Raw genomic sequence first — 20,515 nt, 5'->3', positions numbered from 1 at the left:
AATATATTTGTGCGCGCCCCCCGCGTTTTCCGACATCCGGGGGGGGGGGGGCCGGTTCGGCGGGGGCCAAACCCCCCTCCCCTGTCTCAACGGCCCAGGGAGGGGTTCTTTTGGGTCATCAATCGAGGAAAATCCGGCAATGACCATAATTTCAGCTGTCATCGCCTGCGGTCTGCTTTCAGTCCTTTACGCCATATGGGCGACACGTTCGGTCCTCGCGGCCGATCAGGGCAATGCACGCATGCAGGAAATTTCCGCGGCCATCCGCGAAGGTGCGCAAGCCTATCTGGCGCGTCAGTACACCACCATCGCTATCGTCGGCGTCGTGGTCCTGCTGCTCGCCTGGTGGCTGCTTTCGATCACCGCCGCCATCGGCTTCCTGATCGGCGCCATTCTGTCGGGCGCCGCCGGCTTCATCGGCATGCACGTCTCGGTGCGCGCCAATGTACGCACCGCGCAGGCGGCTTCCAACAGCCTCGCTGCCGGCCTCGAGATCGCCTTCAAGTCGGGCGCCATCACCGGCATGCTGGTCGCTGGACTGGCCCTGCTCGGCGTCTCGATCTATTACCTGATCCTCACCCACTTCATGGGTCTTCAGCCGAATGACCGCGTCGTCATCGATTCGCTGGTTTCGCTCGGCTTCGGCGCCTCGCTGATCTCGATCTTCGCTCGTCTCGGCGGCGGCATCTTCACCAAGGGCGCCGACGTCGGCGGCGATCTCGTCGGCAAGGTCGAAGCCGGCATTCCCGAAGACGATCCACGCAATCCGGCCACCATCGCCGACAATGTCGGCGACAATGTCGGCGACTGCGCCGGTATGGCCGCCGACCTGTTCGAGACCTATGCGGTGACGGTGGTCGCCACCATGGTCCTCGCCGCCATCTTCTTCGGCGGCACCGCCGTTCTCGGCGCCACGATGCTCTATCCGCTGGCCATCTGTGGCGCCTGCATCCTGACTTCGATCGTCGGCACTTTCTTCGTCAAGCTCGGCTCCAACGGCTCGATCATGGGCGCGCTCTACAAGGGCCTGATCGTCACCGGCCTGCTGTCGATCATCGGTCTCGGCGTCGCCACCTCGGTCACGCTGGGCTGGGGCGAGATCGGCACCGTCGCCGGCATGGCGATCACCGGCAGGAACCTGTTCATCTGCGGCCTGGTCGGCCTGCTGGTGACCGGCCTCATCGTGGTGATCACCGAATACTACACCGGCACCGACAAGCGCCCGGTGAACTCCATCGCCCAGGCATCGGTCACCGGTCACGGCACCAACGTCATCCAGGGCCTTGCGGTCTCGCTGGAATCGACGGCACTTCCGGCGATCGTCATCGTCGGCGGCATCATATCGACCTATCAGCTCGCCGGCCTCTACGGCACGGCGATCGCGGTCACCACGATGCTTGGCCTTGCCGGCATGATCGTTGCGCTCGACGCCTTCGGCCCGGTCACCGACAATGCCGGTGGCATTGCCGAAATGGCCGGCTTGCCCAAGGAAGTACGTCAATCCACCGATGCGCTCGACGCCGTCGGCAACACCACCAAGGCGGTCACCAAAGGTTACGCCATCGGTTCGGCTGGTCTCGGCGCGCTGGTGCTGTTCGCGGCCTACTCCAACGACTTGCAGTTCTTTGCCGCCAATGGCGACAAATATCCTTACTTCCAGGGCATGGGCGAGGTCTCCTTCGACCTCTCCAACCCTTATGTCGTCGCGGGTCTGATCTTTGGCGGCCTGATCCCGTATCTGTTCGGCGGCATCGCCATGACGGCCGTCGGACGCGCGGCGGGCGCTATAGTCGAGGAGGTGCGCAAGCAGTTCCGCGAGGATCCGGGCATCATGGCCGGCACGTCGAAGCCGAACTATGCGCGTGCGGTCGATCTTTTGACCAAGGCCGCTATACGGGAAATGATCATTCCGTCGCTGCTGCCGGTGCTGGCGCCGCTGGTCGTCTACTTCGGCGTGCTGCTGATCTCGGGCTCGAAGGCGTCCGCCTTTGCAGCGCTCGGCGCCTCGCTACTCGGCGTCATCGTCAACGGCCTGTTCGTCGCCATCTCGATGACCTCTGGCGGCGGCGCCTGGGACAATGCGAAAAAGTCGTTCGAGGACGGCTTCACCGACAAGGACGGCGTCAAGCATCTCAAGGGTTCCGAAGCGCATAAGGCCTCGGTGACCGGCGACACGGTCGGCGATCCCTACAAGGACACCGCCGGCCCGGCCGTCAACCCGGCGATCAAGATCACCAATATCGTCGCCCTGCTGCTGCTGGCCGTACTCGCGCACGGCTGACCAAACAGGACTATCGGTTCAAACAAAAACCCGCCGGAGCGATCCGGCGGGTTTTTTGTTGCCTGATTTCTTGATGCGGGCGGCGACTGGGTAGGGATCACATGCCGGGCGACGATCCACCGGGGAGGCCGGGCGCCAGCTTGCTGGCGCCGTTGATGATCTGGCTGAGGAAGTTCTGATCCTTGCCGCCGGTCGGCGTGGTCCGCGAGATGAAGTCGAACACTTTGCCGTCCTTCAAGCCGTAATTGGCGATCTGCGTCACGCGCCCGTCCTCGCCGAAATAGACGGCCAGCACCTTCTGGTCTACCAGCCTCGGCTTGTCGAAGGCGACGTAACGCTTGCGCGTCTGTGAGATGTAATAGAAGGCTTCGTTGTCGAAAGTCGCCTTCGTCGATGGGGTGCCAAGCGCCAGAAGCACCTGTTCGCGGCTCGAGCCGACCGGCACCAGGTCGATCGCCTGCTGGTCGATGACATAGCCCTGCGTCAGCGTTTCACTTGGATTGAGATCACCGATCATCTTCGACGAGTTGCAGGCTGAAAGCGCCGAAGCAACCACCAGCAGCGAGACCGCGCCAGCGGACCTGGACAAAGCGAATCTGGGCAGAAAAGTCGACTTGAATTTCAGCGCGCGCAACTACAACTCCATTAGCTGGCCGCAACTTGCGCTGGGCCGCAAAACCGGTAAACCAGCTTGCTCGCCGATGCAACAAGGCCAATTCAACAATCGGTCCCCGGGAGACCACCCTCAATGTTCCAGCGCCTTTTTGGTCGCGAACGTCACGCCAACCGCGCTATCACCGAGGCGCTTTACGCACAAATCGTGGCAGCGGCGCGGCAAACTGTGTTTTATTCCGACTGGAATGTACCGGACACACCGCTTGGCCGCTTCGAGATGCTGTCGCTGCACATGTTCCTGTTTCAGCACCGGCTGCGCGGCGAGGGCGGTGTTGGAGGCGAGGTCGCGCAAGTGCTGATCGACGAGTTCTTCATGGATGTCGAGCATTCGCTGCGGGAACTGGGCGTCGGCGACGTCGGTGTGCCGAAGCGCATGAAGAAACTGGCGAAGATGTACTACGGCCGCACCGCCGCCTATGACGATGCGCTCGAACGAAATGACCGTGATGCGCTCGCCGCGGCCCTTGCCCGCAATGTAACGCCCGATGCCGGCGCCTGGCCGCAAGCGACACATCTTGCCGACTACGTCGCCGATGTCTCTAAGCGGCTGACGGAACAGCCGACCGAATCGATTGTTTCCGGCACGGTGGCATTCCCCGTGGCCAAGACTATCTAAGAGAATAAGACTATCTAAGGAAAAGATGAAACACGCCGATTCCCAGAGCCCTGTGTCCTTTGTGGCCAATGTCGCCCGGCTGCCACAGAAGGGATTGCCTGTGGTTATCGAGGCTGACGCCGCGCAGCGCGCCGCACTGGCCGGCGAACACGAGTTGCTCTCGGTCGAGAACTACCGAGCCGAACTTCTGGTGACGCCATGGAAGCGCAACGGCGTCAAGGTCAGCGGCCGTGTCGAGGCCGATATCACCCAGGCCTGCATCGTCACCCTCGAGCCGGTCGCGGCGCATATCGACGAGGCGGTCGACGGATTGTTCCTGCCGGAGCAGTCCAAGCTCGGGCGGCAGGGTTTCGAGGGCGGCGGCGAGATCCTGCTCGATGCCGAAGGGCCGGACAGCCCGGAAACATTCTCCGGCAATACGATTGATGTCGGGGCGCTCGCCGAACAATTCTTTGGACTGGCGATCGATCCCTATCCGCGCAAGCAGGGCGTTTCGATGGAGGCTGCCGACGATGCCGGAACTGCGGAAAGCGAATTCCAGCAAAAGCTGCGTTCTCTGCTGGGAAAATCCTGAAAAGCCGACCCAATCGGAGAAAGCCGGTTGTGCGGCAGCCCAAAAACGCTATTTTCGCCGAACCTTCGCGAGCCCCAATTGCCAGCGCCAGGCGCTCGCTCAAGCAAACTGTGAGATGATTACCGCGTGATCAGGATTTCCATCGATGCCATGGGCGGCGATCACGGACCAAGCGTGGTCATCCCGGCGCTCATGACGGTCGCGACCCGGCGTCCCGACATCCGTTTCGTCATCTATGGTCGCGAGGAGGCGGTGCGCCCCGAGCTCGCAAAACTCCCCAAGCTGGCGGAAGTGAGCGAGTTCATCCACTGCGAGATAGCTGTCAGGATGGACGACAAGCCGAGCCAGGCGCTGCGTCATGGCCGCTGGAAGTCGTCGATGTGGAAAGCCGTCGAGGCGGTCAAGACAGGCACTGCCGACGCATGCATCTCGGCCGGCAACACCGGCGCGCTGATGGCGATGTCGAGGTTCTGCCTTCGCACCATGGCGACCATCGACCGCCCGGCGATCGCGGCGCTCTGGCCGACATTGCGCGGCGAAAGCGTGGTGCTGGACGTCGGCGCCACCATCGGCGCGGATGCGCATCAACTGGTTGATTTTGCCATTCTGGGCACCGGCATGGCGCGCTCGGTTTTCGGCATCGAACGGCCGAGCGTCGGTCTGCTCAATGTCGGCGTCGAGGAGATCAAGGGCCAGGAAGAGGTCAAGGAGGCGGGCCGCATGTTGCGCGAGGCCAACATGGCCTCGATGAACTACCACGGTTTCGTCGAGGGCGACGACATCGGCAAGGGCGCCGTCGACGTGGTCGTCACCGAAGGATTTGCCGGCAACATCGCGCTGAAGACAGCGGAAGGCACGGTACGGCAGATCGCCGGTTACCTGCGCGCCGCGATGGACCGCACGCTGATGGCCAGGATCGGCTATATATTCGCCAAGGGCGCCTTCGATCGCCTGCGCGAAAAGATGGATGTCGGCCGCTCCAATGGCGGTGTTTTCCTGGGGCTGAACGGCATCGTGGTGAAAAGCCATGGCGGGGCTGATTCGGACGGCTTCGCGGCGGCGATCGAGCTTGGCTACGACATGGTGCGCAACAATTTGCTCGATCGCATCGAAGCCGATCTCGACCTGTTCCACGCGCGCAATCCGCAGGCCCAGACATCTAGGAAATCCGACGTCGTTGCCGACGCAAAGGAATAGGAAAGAACCTTGATCAGATCAGTCGTGCGCGGCACGGGCGCCGCGCTGCCCCGCCGCATTATGAAGAATGCCGATTTCGAAGGCATGGTCGAGACGTCAGACGAATGGATCGCCCAGCGCACCGGAATCCGCCAGCGCCATATTGCGTCCGACGACGAGACGACGGCTTCGCTTGGCGAGGCGGCGGCGCGCGCGGCTCTCGACGATGCCGGCCTGACGCCTGATGATATCGACCTGATTGTGCTGGCGACCTCGACGCCCAACAACACCTTTCCGGCGACCGCTGTCGAGATCCAGAACCGGCTCGGCATGCATCACGGCTTCGCCTTCGACATGCAAGCGGTATGCTCGGGCTTCGTCTACGCCGTGACCACCGCCGACCTCTATATCCGCGGCGGCCTGGCAAAACGCGTGCTGGTGATCGGCTCGGAAACCTTCTCGCGCATCCTCGACTGGAGCGACCGCTCGACCTGCGTCCTGTTTGGCGACGGCGCCGGCGCCATCGTGCTGGAAGCAGGAGAGGGGATAGGCAGTATTGCCGACCATGGCGTGCTGGCGGCCAGCCTGCGCTCCGATGGTGCCCACAAGGACAAGCTGTTCGTCGACGGTGGGCCGTCGACCACCGGAACGGTCGGCTATCTCAGGATGGAAGGCCGCGAAGTGTTCAAGCACGCGGTCGGCATGATCACCGACGTCATCGAAGCCACATTCGCACAGGCCGGCATTACCGCTGAGGATCTCGACTGGTTCGTGCCGCATCAGGCCAATAAGCGAATTATCGACGCTTCCGCCAAAAAGCTCGGCATAGCAGAGCAAAAGGTCGTGGTTACGGTCGATTTGCACGGTAACACCTCGGCTGCTTCCGTGCCGCTGGCCTTGTCGGTGGCCGTCGCCGACGGCCGCATCAAGAAGGGTGACCTGGTGCTGCTCGAGGCGATGGGCGGGGGCTTCACCTGGGGCGCGGTTTTGGTTCGCTGGTAAGTGCCGAACTGACAGGTTCGGTCCTTGACCTTGCCGGATCAATTACTTAGGCTCTATCTTTGCTTGTATCGATTTATGTTTTTGAGCTGATGGGACGGTTCGCATGGGGGGAAAGACACTTACGCGCGCCGATCTTGCTGAAGCCGTTTACCGCAAGGTTGGCTTGTCGCGTACTGAATCGGCCGAGCTTGTCGAAGCGGTTCTGGACGAGATTTGCGAAGCGATCGTTCGCGGTGAGACGGTGAAATTGTCGTCGTTCGCGACGTTCCATGTCCGCTCCAAGAACGAGCGCATCGGGCGCAACCCCAAAACCGGCGAAGAAGTGCCGATCCTGCCGCGCCGTGTGATGACCTTCAAATCGTCGAATGTGCTGAAGAACCGCATCCTGCGCGCCCACCAGAACAGCAAGGCCAAGGGCGGAAAATAGCGCCTGCGCCTCAAAGCCCGGTTGAAAACGGCCGCTCCCTTTGACGCCGGGCTTGAATATTGTTTCATAAACCGCTGAAATAAGGCCCGATTCGGCAGAACAAGCTGGATCGGAATGGTTCTTTGTTGAGTGTGATCCTGCCCGAAAACCGATTCCCACTTCGGGATCATGCTCCAGCGTGAGGATTTCGCCCATGGACAAGAGCCCCGACGCTTTCCGCACTATCAGCGAGGTCGCAGAAGATCTCGACCTGCCGCAGCATGTGCTGCGATTCTGGGAAACGCGTTTCAACCAGATCAAGCCGATGAAGCGCGGCGGCGGCCGCCGCTACTACCGGCCGCAGGATGTCGAACTGATCAAGGGCATCCGCCACATGCTCTACGACCAGGGCTATACGATCAAGGGCGTGCAGAAGCTGCTGCGCGAGAACGGCAACCATTTCCTGGTCGCCATCGGCAATGGCGACATGGCCGCCGTCGAGGCGATATCGCAACGCCGGCAGGCCGATGCGGTGCCGCTGACGCCGGCTGCCCAGCCGCGCGGCGCCGATGACGAGATGCTGGTCGGCGAGCCCAAGGTGAAACCCAGCCGCCGCTTTTTCGGCCTGGGCAAGACCGACGACGAAGGGCCGGTGCAGCCGGGCACGTCGAAACTGTCACGCGACAATCGCGCTTTGCTGCAGGAGGCGCTGTTCGACCTTCTGGAATGCAAGCGCCTGCTCGATCAGGTGCGCTAGGAGCCGATCAATCGCCGGCAGACACCGGAACTGCTTCCGAAATCATGCGTTCCTCCCGGAAAGGAAGGACGCATATCATGGTATCATTTTCGACCCTCTCCGACATCGACCTTGAAAAGCAGGTCGCGGCCCTCTCCAGAGAACTGGCGGCGCTGAGGAAAGCCGTGTCCAGGCGGGGCGGCGCTTATTACGAGGACGGGCGTGACACAGCGTCGGACTATTACTCGGATCTTGCCGAGCGCTTCAGTGAGGCTCTGCCTGCGATCAGGAGGCATAGCAGGGTGATAGAAAAGACAGCCCGCGAGCACCCGGCGACAGCAGCCGCCGTCGGGCTGGTTGTGGTCGGGCTCGTCGCCAGTCTGCTCCTCAGCCGACAGCAAAAAACGTCACGAACGACATCGAGATCGGCACGCTGAGACAAAAGAACATGGCGGCCGTCTCCGGACGGCCGCCATGTTCGTTGATGACAGGCGATCAGCGGTGCCCTTGCAGTCGAGCTGCAGCACCATACACCTTGGCGTCCTTCCGGTTGGGGAGCGCCTTTTTAGCGTCCATATCGTCTTGGCGGCTCTAAAAGGTTCACGCGTCGGCTCAAAAATTGCGGCCCCTGACGCGTTCTGCGCCTGGGCCCCCGCGGTTTCGATCCTTTCAAAGCGGCTGGCGCGCCAGCGACAGTCGCCTGACAAGCGAGCGGCTCAAAAGGGTCGACGATCGCCGGTCAAAGGACCTGATCGGGATGGCGTTTCCGCGCCGAAGCGAAGGCCGAGCCGGTCCGGAATCACGATGCTGTGACGGTTCCTTTGGTGCTTGGCAAATCGTCAATGAGCGGGCATTCTCCCGGCCGTCTCAGGCAACATCATTATTTGATCAAACTCTTTCAGACCACGGAGTTGCCAATGTCCCACATAGCCAAAAAAGAACCCTTCTCCGAACTGGCGGCAATCGAAGCTGCGCCTGACCACAGCGCCCTGAGAGCTATCCGGGAAGCCAGGGGATACAGCATGGAAGAACTGTCTCTGACATGCGGCCTGGCGGTCGATGAGATTGCGGATATCGAGAACGGCAAGAATGCCGATCCCTCGAAGCTCCGGCGAATAGCGACCGCGCTTCGGCTTCCGGAAAACGCGCTGGTCAATACAGCCGCGCTGACACATCCTGTGGAAAGTCGGCCCGTCCCATAGCGGCGACGCCGGAGCATCAAACCGTACGAGTAAGCGAGTATGATTCTGGATTTGAAGTTCCTGAGTGCTGACGACATACAACAGAGCAGGAACTTCAAATCCATCGCGCCGGGCATCCGCGGGATGGCCGCCGAATTCGGTTGACCCGAACCGGGTTATCACGATACATCGCGACCGGTCCGGAGTGTAGCGCAGCCCGGTAGCGCACTTGACTGGGGGTCAAGGGGTCGTCGGTTCGAATCCGGCCACTCCGACCATTTCCAACCTTAGACTTGCCCCCAGAAATCCATCATGCCCCAGCCGCCGGTGCAGGCGCCGCCAGCTGCCGCTGGTGGCGGTATTCCAGCGCGATGGCGCCCCAGATCAGTCCGAGCAGCAGATAGACATGGCGCCAGTGGTCGATGTCGATGAAGGTGCCCAGGCCGATATTGCCGATGAAGGCGACATAGGCGCACAGAAGGTAAGGCTGCCAGGGCCTGTCGCGCAGGAGAATGCGGAAGCCCGCCGCGATCGTCCACAAGGTCAGCGCGAGGAACGACGCGAAGCCGAGCCAGCCATAGTCCATCAGCATCTTCAGCCAGATGTCGTGCGTGTCCTCGCCGAACATCGTGCCGAAGACGAGCGGGCCGATGCCGAGCGGATGCTCCAGCGCCATCTGGAAACCGATCGTGTAGCGGGCGAAACGGCCGAGGCGGGCGGTGTCGTAGCTCTGTTCCAGCTGGGCGCGGCTGGAAAACATTTCCGAAACGCCTGGCAGTTGCAGGATGACGAGTATCGCGATCACCAGCAGCGCAATCGCGGCGATGGTCATGACGACGACGCGAAGCCGGAACTTGCCACTGGCGCTCTGCAGGAACAGGGTGCCGGTGAGCAGGATCGCCGCGACGCCGAACATGCCCCAGGCGCCGCGTGAGAAGGAGAAGAAAATGCCTGCCGTGATGATCAGCAGCGGCACCGCCAGCAGCGGCATGCGTGAGACGGGCCCCGTCAGCAGGAGATAGAGCAGGTAGGTGCCAGGCAGCACCAGGAACGGCCCGAACACGTTCGGATCCTGGAAGGCGCCGGTGGCGCGGTCGTATTTGGTGAAGATCTCCGCGCCGGGGAAGGCATGGAAATAGCCTGCTATGCCAAGCAGCGAGGTCAGCACCGCCGACATCACATAGGCCAGGAAGATTACCCGGTAGAGACTGGGCTGGACTGCTGTCACCGAGGCGAAGAACACCGCGGTAAAGGCAAGGAACAACGACACCGAGATATAGAGCGGGGTGCCGGCAATGTCCGACATCTGGGTCATCGAGATCATGCCGCCGATGTTCATGATCACCAGCAGCACCAGCAGCGGCGCCGCCGCGCGCGATATGCGCAGGCCGAACAAAGCCCACACCACGATCAGCCCGGCCATATAGACGTCGTATGGGGCAGGCTCGGCAATGACGAAACCGGACAGGAAGACGCCGAGGAAAACCGCGCCCGACGCAATCAGCGCGATCAGCTTGGCGTTGATTGCGGCCGGCGGCAGGTCATGCGCGACGGCGCTCAATAGGCATTTTCCGTGTTGAGCAGCCGGATCGGTGTCAGAAACAAGATCCTCAGGTCGAACAGCAGGGACCAGTTCTCGATATAATAGAGGTCGTACTCCGTACGCATGCGGATCTTTTCGTTGGTGTCCATCTCGCCGCGCCAGCCATTGATCTGCGCCCAGCCGGTAACGCCGGGTTTGACTTTGTGGCGCGCGAAATAACCGTCGACCACCTCATTGTAGAGAAGGTTGTGCGACTGGGCGGCAATGGCATGCGGGCGCGGCCCGACCAGCGACAGCGACCCGAAAAGCGAATTGAAGAACTGCGGCAACTCGTCGATCGAGGTCTTGCGGATGAAGCGGCCGACGCGGGTAACGCGCGGGTCGTTCTTGGTCACCGTCTGCTTGGCCGTCGGGTCCGCCTTGTCCGTGTACATCGAACGGAATTTGTAGACATCGATGATCTCGTTGTTGAAGCCATGCCGCTTCTGGTGGAACAGCACTGGTCCCTTGCTGTCGAGCTTGATGGCGATCGCTGTCACCAGCATCACCGGCGAGAACACGATGATGCCGATGATCGAGAAGACGATGTCGAAGGCGCGCTTGGCGACCGAATCCCAGTCATTGATCGGCTTGTCGAAAATATCGAGCATCGGCACGGAGCCGATGTAGGAATAGGCGCGCGGCCGGAACTGCAGCGCGTTCGAATGCGCCGAGAGCCGGATGTCGACCGGCAGCACCCACAGCTTCTTCAAAAGCTGCAGGACGCGCGATTCGGCGGTCAGCGGCAGCGACACGATCAGCATGTCGATGCGGGCGATGCGGGCGAACTCGATGAGCTCGGAAACCGTGCCGAGCTTCGGGTAGCCGGCGACGATGGGCGGCGAGCGCTTGTCGCCGCGGTCATCGAAGATGCCGCAGATGCGGATGTCGTTGTAGGGCTGCTTTTCGACGGAACGGATCAGGACTTCCGCCGCCGGGCCGCCGCCGACGATGACGGCGCGGCGTTCCATGCGCCCGTCGCGCGCCCAGCGCCGGATCAGCTTCGACATCATTAGCCTGAGACCGAAGATCACGATGAAGCCGACGACGAACCATGTGCCGAAAAACAGGCGCGAATAGTCTTCCGACGTCTTCATGGCGAATGCCGTCAGCGCCATCAAGGCGAAGGTGCCGGCCCAGACCATCAGGAGACGGCCGAAATTGGCGAGCGGCCGCATCAGTGAGACGATCTGGTAGCAGTCGGTGACGTCGAACAGGACCACGGCGAGGAACGAGGCGGCGGCGATCGTCAGCGGATATTGCCAGGCGAGATGGTTGAAGAAGCCGACATAGTAGAAATAGACGCAGAGACCCGACAGGAACAGCAGCGCGAATTCGACCATGCGCAAGACGCCGCTGACCATGATCGGCGACATGGTATCGCGCCGGTATTGTGACGCGACCTGACGGGCGACGTCGTTCATCCCGCCAAGGCTATCGCCATTCGCCGGGCCGTCGAATTTGCGCACCGCGTCTATCGAAAAGCGGCGTGCGGGATCGATCTCGTTCATGGTGTATCCGCCAAGCTTCCCCCGGGTGAATAGCAAAAGAGAGCTAAGAAACCCTTGAAACAACAGGTGGCTTTGGAGAAGCTTTTGGGGCTTAACGCTTGAGCGCGGCGAAATAGGCCGTCTCGATCGCGGCGGCCATCACGTCGGCACCGAATCGTGACTTGAGGTCGGCGGTGTTAGGCATCAGGCTGCTATAGGCCTTGAGGTCGGCCAGTGCCGTGCTCATCTTGTCGCCGAGTTCGCGCGGGTCGGGCCGGATCAGAGCAGGGGAACCGGCGCCGAGGATTTCCGGGATGCCGCCGACGGCGGTGGCGATCATCGACTTGCCGGCGGCAAGCGTCTCCAGCACGATATAGGGCATGGCTTCCGCGCGCGAGGGAACGACAACCAGTTCGGCCAGCGCGAAGGCTTTGCGCGCCGGCATCGGCGGCAGGAAGCGGATATGGCCTTCGAGCCCAAGCTCCTTCACTTGCGCATGGTAGCGCGGCAGGTCGTCGCCGGCGCCGACCATCACCGCTTTCAACGGGCGGCCAAGCCGGGTTGCTGCAAGGACCAGCGCATCGATGAAGATGTCCGGTCCCTTGAGGTCGCGCATCATGCCGATATAGAGGACATCGGCCGCATCCTGCTCGGCCCGCACCGGCTCGAACTCGGCGGCGCGCAAGCCGTTGTGGACAAGGTTGTTCGGTGTGGGCGGCTCGCCGACTTTCCTGCGATAAGTCTGTCTTTCATAGTCGGAGACAAACAGAAGATAGTCGGTGAAGCGCGCCATGAACCGTTCGAGCGCGAAGAACAGCTTCCCCGCGGCGGTGGTCTCGTCATAGTGCAGAGAGCCGCCATGGGGCGAATAAAGGCGGGCTACGCGAGACCTTGATACCCGCAACAATGAGCCGAACAGGCGGGCATAGACGCCACCCTTGGCGCCGTGCCCGTGGAGCACGTCCGGCCGCAATTCCTTGATAATCTTGAAGGTGCGCCAGGCCGAGGCGAGGTCGCCTGGCCCGACATGCCGCTGCATCGGGGTGCGGTGGATGCCGAGCGCCATTCTGCCTTTCATCTGTTCGAACAGGTGTTCCTCGAAATCGCCGCCCGTCGTCGAATCGCAGACGATGCCGACCAAATGCCCGGCGGCAACCTGCGCCTCGGTCAGGTCGCGCACGTGACGAAAAATCCCTCCGACAGGTGAGCGAAAGCAGTGGACGATCCTGAGTGTGTCGGCCACGTGGTCTAGAACAGGCGTTCGCGAACGTAGACCGTGTCACCGGGCAGGAGCGGGTCGGAGGTGGCCACGCGACCGGTCATAACCTTGCCGTTGATGTCGCGGGTGATGTCGACGCTTTCCTGGTTGGCGCGGGGGCTGAAACCGCCGGCGATGGCAATCGCCTTTTGCACGGTCAGGCCGGGAACATAGGAATACTGGCCCGCGGCACCGACTTCGCCCATGACGAAGATCGGCCGGTACCGGTCTATCTCGACCGAAACGTCCGGATCGCGCAGATAGCCCTGGCGCAACTTGTCGGCGATTTCGCCTTCGAGTTGCTGCGCGGTGTGACCGCGCGCCGGTACGGCGCCGACGAGCGGGATGGACAGATAGCCCGATTGGTCGACGCTATAAACGTTGGTCAGCCCTTCCTGCTCGAACACGGTGACGCGGACCCGGTCGCCGGCGCCGAGGCGATAGGGCTGGTCGAGCATTTTATGAAAGGCGGCCGGTGCCGGCCGGTAGCTGGAGCAGCCGGCAAGCAACGACACGGCGAGCAGCGCGTGGAAGAGGGAAGCAGTGCTTTTCATGACCGGACACGTACCTTCGACTGGCCGCTGTTACGCCGCGGCAAACTTTGGGGGTCGAGGTCCGTTATCATCCCGTTAGGGTTAATGGCCGGTAAAGGTGCGCGGCGGAAGCGGCGGCTTCGGACAAAGGACGGCCGGTTTCGATGCTTTTATTGCCGCTTGCGAGTAGAACCTAACAGATGCTTACCGCGATATTAACGGCTGAGTTACCATAGTTGTTTACCGTCCATCCTGACTGATGCATGTCGCCCAAAAGTGCGCAGCGGTTTTGGGGCAACGACACGCATGAAACCAAGAGCTTAAAGCGCGTCGCATGGTTCTGTTCAAACGCGACGGCCTTTAAGTACCGGAGCAGGATGCATGTCCGTTCAATCAGCGGCCGCAGATGTCGACGTCGATCTCAGGCAGCTTTTCGCAAGCCTAGCGAGGAACTGGCTGCGCATTCTTGTCATCGCGCTTGTCATAACCGGCCTGGCGCTCGCGCTCACCTGGCTCGCCACGCCGCATTACATGGCCGAAACACGGCTTCTGATCGAAACGCGCGAATCCGTCTACACGCGCCCCGACGGCACCAATAACGACGACAGGCCAATTCTCGACGAGGAAGGCGTGACCAGCCAGGTCGAGGTCATTTCCTCTACCGACATCCTCAAGCAGGTGGCGCAGAAGCTTAATTTGTCACGGCTTCCCGAGTTCGACGAGGCGGCTGACATGCCGGTGTTGAGCCGCCTGCTCGTCGTCGCCGGCCTGAAAAGCGATCCCAGCGAGATTCCGCCGGAAGAACGCGTGCTGAAGACCATGCGCGAGAAGCTCAACGTCTATCGCGTTGAAAAGTCCCGTGTCATCGTCATTGAGTTCTCTTCGGAAAATCCCAGGCTCGCCGCCGAAATTCCGAACGCCATCGCCGACGCCTACATCTCCGTCCAGGGCAACGCCAAGACCGAATCGAATTCCGCCGCAACCGACTGGCTGGCGCCTGAGATCGCCGACCTGACGAAGCGGGTGAAGGATGCCGAGGCCAAGGTAGCAAGCTACCGTGCCCAGTCCGATCTTTTGATGGGCGGCAACAATTCGGTGCTCGCCACGCAGCAGCTTTCCGAACTGTCCAGCGAACTGTCCCGAGTGCGCGCCAATCGCGCGTCGGCAGAAGCGACCGCCGACAGCGTGCGCAGGGCGCTGCAGAATGGCGGCTCGCTGGATGCGGTGCCGGAGGTGCTGTCTTCCGAACTCATCCAGCGCCTGCGCGAGCGGCAGGTGGAGCTCAAGACCAACATCGCCGACCTCTCCACCTCCTTGCTCGACAATCATCCGCGCATCCGGGCGCTGAGGTCGCAGCTTGCCGATCTCGATCGGCAGATCCGCAACGAGGCGGAAAAGATCATGAAAGGGCTGATGACGCAGGCGCAGACCGCCCAGGCCCGTGAAAACCAGCTTGTCGCCGACGTCAACACGCTGAAGGCCGCATCGGCGCGCGCCGGCGACCAGCAGGTCGAACTGGACGCGCTGCAGCGCGAAGCGACCGCCCAGCGGCAGCTGCTCGAATCCTACCTGACCCGCTACCGGGAGGCATCCTCGCGCAAGGACAGCAATTACCTGCCGGTCGACGCCCGTGTCTTTTCGCGCGCGGTGGCGCCATCCGAGCCCTATTTCCCAAAAACCCTGCCGATCATCGGTGCGGCCTTCGTTGGTTCATTGTTGCTCATGGCGATCGTGACGCTTCTGCAAGAGCTGTTCTCGGGTCGAGCCATGCGGCCGGCCGCCGGCGCTCGATTCGAGCGGATCGAACAAGTCGCGATGCCTGTTGCCAGGCACGAACCGGCCGACATCGAAGAAGCCGACGTGGAAGGCGCCGGTATCGGAGAGGCCGGTCTCGAAGAGTTCGAGGATCGGGCGGAAACGGAGGTCGAGCCGGAAGCGGCTGCCGCGGCGCAAGCAACTGCCCCGGCAATTGGCGAGGACGTCGAGCCGGCGCGCGCCACCCTTGGCGAGGTCGACATCGACAAGGCGGTGGAGAAACTGATCTCAAGCGGTACGGCACGCGCCATATTCGTGTCGCCGGAAGGCGACGAGGCCGCCGCCTCAGCGGTGCTGGTGGCGCGTGAAATCTCCGACGCCGGCCTGCGTGTGCTCCTGCTCGACCTCACAGCGTCTGGCGCTGCCTCGCGGCCGATGCTCGACAGCGGGCTTTTCCCTGGTATCACCAATCTGCTCGCCTCCGAAGCGCAGTTCAGCGACGTGATTCATCCCGATCTCTATTCGGACTGCCACGTCATTCCCGTCGGCACTGCCGATCCGGTCCGTGCCATGCGCGCCGCCGACCGGCTGCCGATCATCATGCAGTCGCTGACCACCGCCTACGATCTGGTCGTGGTCGAATGCGGGCCCGCCGACCCACAAAGCATCAGCCGCCTTGTGGGCGAGGGCACGGAGGTCTTCCTGTCCATGTTGGAGCCGGACGATGAGGTGGCGCAGGCTGCGGTCGAGCTGATCGAGAGCGGATATCCCGACCTGACGTTGGTGACGCCCATCGGCCATGAGACGCCGGGGACGCCGGTGCCCGGACGGCGATCCGCCGCCTGAGACGGTTTGATAATTCAGGTCGAAGGTCACGGAAATTCGGCAGCGGTCAGCTGTCGTCTTCGCCCGCGGCAGGTGCTGCCTGTTTGGCCGTCTTGCGGCGCAGCGACTTGGTCAGCTTCCAGGTCGTCGGGTTGTTCTTGATGAAGGCTTTCAGGCGCGCGCCTTGCTGCAGGACAAGCGCCAGCGCGCGGCCCTTCAGCGTCAGCGGAATCAGCACCTCGAAATGCTGGCTCTCGATATCGCACCACAGCCGCTTATAGGGTTCATCGCCGACCGAGAAATCATAGACGTCGAACCCGCTCTCGCAGGCCTCCTGGATGTTGTCGAAGAACAGGAAGTCTCCGGGGCTGGTATGGGCGAGGTCGTCGTCGGCGATCGCCCCGAATTCGCAGATGAGGCGTTTTCCCGAGCGGCTCGATCCGGTGACCGCGCGAAGCTTGCCGGCAACCTCGAGCCCGTGCAGCACAAAGGACGGCTTGTCATCGGTAAGCGCTTCGACGAACAACGCGCGGAAGAAAGCACGAACCTCCGGCTCGCCGAAAACGTTGGCGATGCCCATCTTGCGGAAGCGGAACTCCTTCATCTCGAAAAACGCATCGAGCAGTCTGTTCACTTCGTTCGCTGTCCGGGCCTCGATGCGGCGATGACTGCCGACGGCCTCGAACTTGCGCATCTGCGAGCGGTGCTTCTTGCGCTTGCGCTTGCCGCTCGCGTGCGACAGCAGTGCATCGAAACCTCCCACCAAATCGACGGCCAGCGACAGGTTGGGGCTCGGATAATGTGGAAGCAAGGCAAGCGGATTGGCAATGCCGTCGAGATCGGGCAGCAGCCGTTCCAGTGCGACGACGTCGATGTCCGGTCGCGCCCTGGCGACAGCCGCCAGCATCGAGCGGATAGCCGCACCATCCGCCTTGGCCAGCCAAGACGAGTCGGCGGCAGCGAAATTGCCATTGGCATGGCGGCCGCCCATGAAACGGGCGACGCGGAACGGACCGCTGCGTGTGACTTCCAGCGCCACCGAAAAAACCGGCCGGCCGTCAGCGCTCAGCGTCGCCAAAACGCTGTCCGCTTCGGCATGTTTAGCCCAGTTCACGATCCAGGCCGGGCTCTGCGCCGGTGCGAATAGCGCCGAACGGCAGAATTCGGCATAAGCCGCAAATGCTACGCTATCGGCGACCGAAACCGACAGGCCGGCATGATCCACCGGCAACGCGCGCGGCGCCGCCTCCATTGCTTCGAGCCGATTGCCATCAAATGACGCGGTGGCGTCAATCATACCTCAATCCTTTAAGGCGTATTCACCGCGATGGGGGGCTCGCGTAGGCGCATTCCCTGCTTGGATGAACCTAGGCGCAAAAGGTGAACGAATGATCGACGGGAGCGAGGCAATCCGGAAACTGGCGCTCAACGTCGTCCGCTATACCGGTCTTGCCCCGCTGGCCAAGCCGTTTGTCGGCGGCATCGGCGCGATCCTGATGCTGCACCGGGTCACCGCCACGCCGGAAAAGCCTGATAGCGTCAACCGGCACCTCAACATCGCGCCTGAATTCCTGGATGCCGTGATCGCCGACATGAAGGCGGACGGCTATGAATTCGTCACGCTGGACGAGGCGATCGAGCGCATCAAGGCGGGCGGCAAGGGCGACCAGTTCGCGGCGATCACCGCCGACGACGCCTACCGCGACAACATGACCGAAGCGCTGCCGGTGCTGGAAAAGCACGGCGTGCCGGTCACCATCTATGTTGCGCCGGGGCTGATAAACGGCGCCGCCGATCTATGGTGGGAGGTGGTCGAGGACATCGTCAATGCGCGGGACCGGTTGATCCTGACGACACCCAACGGTGCGGTGACGATCGACTGCTCGACCCCAGCCAAGAAACTCCAGGCCTTTGCACGGCTGCAGGATTATCTGACGCTGGAGGTCCGCGAAGAGGACCAGCGCGCGGTGCTGCGCGAATTGGCGCGGTCGAACGGTATCGAATTGGACGCGCGCCAGGCCATGTTGATGAACTGGGACGAGATCCGTGCCATGGCGGGGCATCCGCTGGTGACGATCGGCGCGCATACGGTCAATCATCGCAATCTGAAGCGGCTCTCCGAAGCCGATGCGCGCCATGAGGTCGACGACGTCAGGCGCATCCTAAAGGCCGAGCTGGGCGAGGTACCGCGCCATTTCGCCTATCCCTACGGCTATGCCAGCGCCGTTGGCGACCGCGAAGTCGGTTTCGCCCGTGACTCCGGCTATGCCTCGGCAGTGACCACACGCCACGGCGTGTTGCGCGCCGAGCATTCAGGCTTCCTGCACGCGCTGCCGCGCATTTCGGTCAACGGTCGCTATCAGAGCGTTGCCCATATCCGCACGATGCTGTCGGGTGTGACGACGCCGCTGGCCAATGCCGGCAAGATGTTCGTCACCATCTAACGGTGAAAGTCTGACACTTGGTACCGGTGGACGGCCGGCTGTTCACAACTACTCTACGCGCTCAGTCCTCGGACAAGCCGGCCAGAGAACTATCCTTCCAGAAGCGACGATCACTCCGGCACGCCGGCAATACCCAGCGCCTCGACGTAGCCCTCGGCGAACTCCTTGTCCCGCCACGGGTTGATCTGCCTCTGCAGGCCGAGCGTGTAGGTCGGGAACGCCTCCATCAGCCGCCGCGCCGCCACCTGCGCTTCGTCCAGCCGATTGAGTTTGACCAGCGCCATGATCACCACCCGGTGCGAGGAGCCGTAATTCGGCATCTCGCGCAGCGCTCGTTCTCCCCAAGCCAGCGCTTCCTCGTAGCGTTCGAGCATCAGGTAGCTCATCCCGATGCCGGAGAGCGCGATACCCTTCTCAGGGTCGACCGGGCTCAGCCGCATTGCCCTGTGGAAGTGCTCGATCGCGACGAGGGGGCGGCCGGAATGGGCGTTCACCCAGCCGCTGCCCGTATAGCCCTGCGCCGAATTGGGGTTGAGGAGCAGGGACCGTTCGATTGTGTCCAGCGCCGTCTCGTAATCCCTGGCGCTATAGGCGATCACCTGCGCGGCGAAACGCAAGCTTGTCGGGTCGTCTCGCGCGTCCGCCAGCACCTCGCGGGCCATGCGCACGGCGACGCGGATATCGTCGGGCTCGTGCCAGCACTGACTCACGGACAGGCTGCGGATATAGGCACCGAGTGCCTTCGCCAGGATGAAGCCTGGATCGATGCTGAGCGCCTCGTTGGTGAGCCGGCGCACGTCGGCGAAGCCTTCGCGCGTCATGCTGTAGAAGCGCGGCAGCGCACGAAGATAGAGGTCGTAGGCGCCGACGTAGTCGGTCGGCTTCATGCGCGCTTGCTTGATCTCCTCCAGCCGGATGCTCGGCTCGACCGCACCGACGACGCTCTCGGTCACCTTGTCCTGCAGGTCGAAGATGTCGCTCACGTCGCCCTCGAAGCGGTCGGTCCAAACATGGTGCCCACTGATCGCGTCCACCAGCTGCCCGCTGATGCGCACCCGCGATCCTGCTCTGCGGATGCTGCCTTCGAGCACGTAGCGGACGCCCAACTCACGCCCGACCTGGCGCAGGTCCACCGCTCGGCCCTTGTAGGTGAAGGACGAGTTGCGGGCGATCACGAAGAAAGAGTTCACCCGGCTCAATCCCGTGATGATGTCCTCCACCAGTCCGTCGGCGAAGTATTCCTGGTCGGGGTCGCCGCTCATGTTGGTGAAAGGCAGAACCGCGATCGAGGGTTTCGCGGGCAGGGGAGGCGGTGCAGCCACCGAGGCGCTGGCGTCGGTCTCGACGCGATAGGCGCGCACAGGCCGCTCGATGTTCTTGAGGCGCAGGTCGCCGAGCGGCGTGAAGCCGCCGTCGAGCTTGCCCTGAAGGTGGTCGTAGGCGGTGCCCGAGACGATCACGGCGCCGGGATCGGCGATGCCTTCGAGACGGACGGCGATGTTGACACCGTCGCCGTAGAGGTCGCCGTCCTCCTCGCAGACCACGTCGCCGAGATTAACGCCGATGCGGAAGCGAATCCGCTCTTCCTCCGGCGTCTCCGCCTCGTGTTCTGCCAAAGCCTGCTGGATCGCCATCGCCGAGGTCACCGCGTTTACGACGCTCGCGAACTCGCACAGAATGCCGTCGCCGGTGAGCTTGACGATCCGGCCCTGATGCTCGGAGACCAGCGGTTCGAGGAGGTCCTTGCGGTATGTCTTGAGCCGCTCGAGCGTGCCGCGCTCGTCGCGCTCCATCAGGCGCGAATAGCCGACCACGTCGCAAGCCAGGATCGCTGCGAGGCGGCGCTGCGCGGTCATTGCACCGCCCGGCCAGGCGCGTGCACGCGGGCTGCCTCGCGCCCATGCCCCACCAACTTCCAGACGCCCAACGTGCATCCATTTCTCCCAGCCGCCGCCCGTCGCCGATTCAGAACGAAGAACGC

Annotated in this window: 18 protein-coding genes and 1 tRNA gene; 12 read left to right on the top strand and 7 right to left on the bottom strand. The window is 62.6% G+C overall.

Features of this window, described 5'->3' with window-relative positions:
* Positions 1 to 139 precede the first annotated feature (139 nt).
* A complete protein-coding gene (locus tag NKH73_RS19835; protein ID WP_352935102.1) occupies positions 140 to 2,281 on the top strand; it encodes a sodium-translocating pyrophosphatase in 2,142 nt (713 codons plus the stop codon).
* Between the two features lie 97 nt (positions 2,282 to 2,378).
* Here the strand turns inward: NKH73_RS19835 and NKH73_RS19830 are convergent, their stop codons facing one another.
* Positions 2,379 to 2,915: an outer membrane protein assembly factor BamE gene (locus tag NKH73_RS19830; RefSeq protein ID WP_352935099.1), complete on the bottom strand. Its 537-nt coding sequence runs from the start codon at positions 2,913 to 2,915 to the stop codon at positions 2,379 to 2,381.
* Between the two features lie 114 nt (positions 2,916 to 3,029).
* Between NKH73_RS19830 and NKH73_RS19825 the strand changes: the two genes are divergently transcribed.
* From NKH73_RS19825 to NKH73_RS19785, 9 genes are all read left to right on the top strand, one after another.
* Positions 3,030 to 3,572: a ubiquinol-cytochrome C chaperone family protein gene (locus NKH73_RS19825; RefSeq protein WP_352935096.1), complete on the top strand. Its 543-nt coding sequence runs from the start codon at positions 3,030 to 3,032 to the stop codon at positions 3,570 to 3,572.
* Between the two features lie 25 nt (positions 3,573 to 3,597).
* Positions 3,598 to 4,146 (top strand): YceD family protein, encoded by a 549-nt coding sequence (locus tag NKH73_RS19820; protein ID WP_352935093.1) that lies wholly within the window; start codon positions 3,598 to 3,600, stop codon positions 4,144 to 4,146.
* A gap of 126 nt (positions 4,147 to 4,272) precedes the next feature.
* Positions 4,273 to 5,343, top strand: a complete 1,071-nt coding sequence (gene plsX / locus NKH73_RS19815) for a phosphate acyltransferase PlsX (protein ID WP_352935090.1) — start codon at positions 4,273 to 4,275, stop codon at positions 5,341 to 5,343.
* Positions 5,344 to 5,352: 9 nt separating this feature from the next.
* Positions 5,353 to 6,324 (top strand): beta-ketoacyl-ACP synthase III, encoded by a 972-nt coding sequence (locus NKH73_RS19810; protein WP_352935087.1) that lies wholly within the window; start codon positions 5,353 to 5,355, stop codon positions 6,322 to 6,324.
* A 103-nt stretch (positions 6,325 to 6,427) separates the two neighbouring features.
* Entirely contained in the window at positions 6,428 to 6,751 is a 324-nt protein-coding gene (locus NKH73_RS19805; RefSeq protein WP_126041188.1) for an integration host factor subunit alpha, read from the top strand.
* A gap of 193 nt (positions 6,752 to 6,944) precedes the next feature.
* Positions 6,945 to 7,487, top strand: a complete 543-nt coding sequence (locus NKH73_RS19800; protein WP_095485784.1) for a MerR family transcriptional regulator — start codon at positions 6,945 to 6,947, stop codon at positions 7,485 to 7,487.
* Positions 7,488 to 7,564: 77 nt separating this feature from the next.
* Positions 7,565 to 7,903 carry a hypothetical protein gene (locus tag NKH73_RS19795; RefSeq protein WP_352935082.1) on the top strand — a complete coding sequence of 113 codons (339 nt, stop codon included), beginning with the start codon at positions 7,565 to 7,567 and terminating at the stop codon, positions 7,901 to 7,903.
* 480 nt (positions 7,904 to 8,383) lie between these two features.
* Complete coding sequence (locus NKH73_RS19790) at positions 8,384 to 8,668, top strand: helix-turn-helix domain-containing protein (RefSeq protein ID WP_473632135.1); 285 nt, start codon at positions 8,384 to 8,386, stop codon at positions 8,666 to 8,668.
* Positions 8,669 to 8,848: 180 nt separating this feature from the next.
* Positions 8,849 to 8,925: transfer RNA gene (locus tag NKH73_RS19785), tRNA-Pro, on the top strand.
* Positions 8,926 to 8,957: 32 nt separating this feature from the next.
* Here the strand turns inward: NKH73_RS19785 and NKH73_RS19780 are convergent.
* The 4 genes from NKH73_RS19780 to NKH73_RS19765 form a co-directional block, all read right to left on the bottom strand.
* Complete coding sequence (locus NKH73_RS19780; RefSeq protein WP_352935076.1) at positions 8,958 to 10,208, bottom strand: O-antigen ligase family protein; 1,251 nt, start codon at positions 10,206 to 10,208, stop codon at positions 8,958 to 8,960.
* Positions 10,205 to 11,740: an undecaprenyl-phosphate glucose phosphotransferase gene (locus NKH73_RS19775; protein WP_352935073.1), complete on the bottom strand. Its 1,536-nt coding sequence runs from the start codon at positions 11,738 to 11,740 to the stop codon at positions 10,205 to 10,207. Before NKH73_RS19775 ends, NKH73_RS19780 begins: the two co-directional genes overlap by 4 nt.
* A gap of 91 nt (positions 11,741 to 11,831) precedes the next feature.
* On the bottom strand, positions 11,832 to 12,962 hold the full coding sequence (locus tag NKH73_RS19770) for a glycosyltransferase family 4 protein (RefSeq protein ID WP_352935070.1): 1,131 nt from the start codon (positions 12,960 to 12,962) through the stop codon (positions 11,832 to 11,834).
* 5 nt (positions 12,963 to 12,967) lie between these two features.
* Positions 12,968 to 13,531 (bottom strand): polysaccharide biosynthesis/export family protein, encoded by a 564-nt coding sequence (locus tag NKH73_RS19765; protein WP_352935067.1) that lies wholly within the window; start codon positions 13,529 to 13,531, stop codon positions 12,968 to 12,970.
* Positions 13,532 to 13,891: 360 nt separating this feature from the next.
* On the opposite strand from NKH73_RS19765, the gene NKH73_RS19760 reads away from it, so the two are divergent.
* Entirely contained in the window at positions 13,892 to 16,111 is a 2,220-nt protein-coding gene (locus NKH73_RS19760) for a GumC family protein (RefSeq protein WP_352935064.1), read from the top strand.
* 46 nt (positions 16,112 to 16,157) lie between these two features.
* Here the strand turns inward: NKH73_RS19760 and NKH73_RS19755 are convergent, their stop codons facing one another.
* Positions 16,158 to 17,387, bottom strand: a complete 1,230-nt coding sequence (locus tag NKH73_RS19755; RefSeq protein WP_352935061.1) for a GNAT family N-acetyltransferase — start codon at positions 17,385 to 17,387, stop codon at positions 16,158 to 16,160.
* A gap of 91 nt (positions 17,388 to 17,478) precedes the next feature.
* Between NKH73_RS19755 and NKH73_RS19750 the strand changes: the two genes are divergently transcribed.
* Positions 17,479 to 18,534: a polysaccharide deacetylase family protein gene (locus NKH73_RS19750; RefSeq protein ID WP_352935057.1), complete on the top strand. Its 1,056-nt coding sequence runs from the start codon at positions 17,479 to 17,481 to the stop codon at positions 18,532 to 18,534.
* A gap of 110 nt (positions 18,535 to 18,644) precedes the next feature.
* On the opposite strand, the gene NKH73_RS19745 is transcribed toward NKH73_RS19750, so the two are convergent.
* The gene (locus NKH73_RS19745) at positions 18,645 to 20,390 is read right to left on the bottom strand and encodes an adenylate/guanylate cyclase domain-containing protein (protein WP_352935054.1); all 1,746 of its coding nucleotides are present in this window, start codon (positions 20,388 to 20,390) and stop codon (positions 18,645 to 18,647) included.
* Positions 20,391 to 20,515 lie beyond the last annotated feature (125 nt).

It is taken from the genome of Mesorhizobium sp. M0938, assembly GCF_040319125.1.
GTDB classification, from domain to species: Bacteria; Pseudomonadota; Alphaproteobacteria; order Rhizobiales; family Rhizobiaceae; genus Mesorhizobium; species Mesorhizobium robiniae.
Note: the sequence above shows the minus strand (reverse complement) of the source record. Positions and strands in the feature narration are given on the sequence as shown.

What these genes read in the sequence shown, in the direction of transcription:
- NKH73_RS19835 (WP_352935102.1), top strand. Translation starts at nt 140, where the DNA reads ATGACCATAATTTCAGCTGTCATCGCCTGCGGTCTGCTTTCAGTCCTT.
- NKH73_RS19825 (WP_352935096.1), top strand. Translation starts at nt 3,030, where the DNA reads ATGTTCCAGCGCCTTTTTGGTCGCGAACGTCACGCCAACCGCGCTATC.
- NKH73_RS19820 (WP_352935093.1), top strand. Translation starts at nt 3,598, where the DNA reads ATGAAACACGCCGATTCCCAGAGCCCTGTGTCCTTTGTGGCCAATGTC.
- NKH73_RS19805 (WP_126041188.1), top strand. Translation starts at nt 6,428, where the DNA reads ATGGGGGGAAAGACACTTACGCGCGCCGATCTTGCTGAAGCCGTTTAC.
- NKH73_RS19800 (WP_095485784.1), top strand. Translation starts at nt 6,945, where the DNA reads ATGGACAAGAGCCCCGACGCTTTCCGCACTATCAGCGAGGTCGCAGAA.
- NKH73_RS19795 (WP_352935082.1), top strand. Translation starts at nt 7,565, where the DNA reads ATGGTATCATTTTCGACCCTCTCCGACATCGACCTTGAAAAGCAGGTC.
- NKH73_RS19790 (WP_473632135.1), top strand. Translation starts at nt 8,384, where the DNA reads ATGTCCCACATAGCCAAAAAAGAACCCTTCTCCGAACTGGCGGCAATC.
- NKH73_RS19775 (WP_352935073.1), bottom strand. Translation starts at nt 11,740, where the DNA reads ATGAACGAGATCGATCCCGCACGCCGCTTTTCGATAGACGCGGTGCGC.
- NKH73_RS19765 (WP_352935067.1), bottom strand. Translation starts at nt 13,531, where the DNA reads ATGAAAAGCACTGCTTCCCTCTTCCACGCGCTGCTCGCCGTGTCGTTG.
- NKH73_RS19760 (WP_352935064.1), top strand. Translation starts at nt 13,892, where the DNA reads ATGTCCGTTCAATCAGCGGCCGCAGATGTCGACGTCGATCTCAGGCAG.
- NKH73_RS19755 (WP_352935061.1), bottom strand. Translation starts at nt 17,387, where the DNA reads ATGATTGACGCCACCGCGTCATTTGATGGCAATCGGCTCGAAGCAATG.
- NKH73_RS19750 (WP_352935057.1), top strand. Translation starts at nt 17,479, where the DNA reads ATGATCGACGGGAGCGAGGCAATCCGGAAACTGGCGCTCAACGTCGTC.
- NKH73_RS19745 (WP_352935054.1), bottom strand. Translation starts at nt 20,390, where the DNA reads ATGACCGCGCAGCGCCGCCTCGCAGCGATCCTGGCTTGCGACGTGGTC.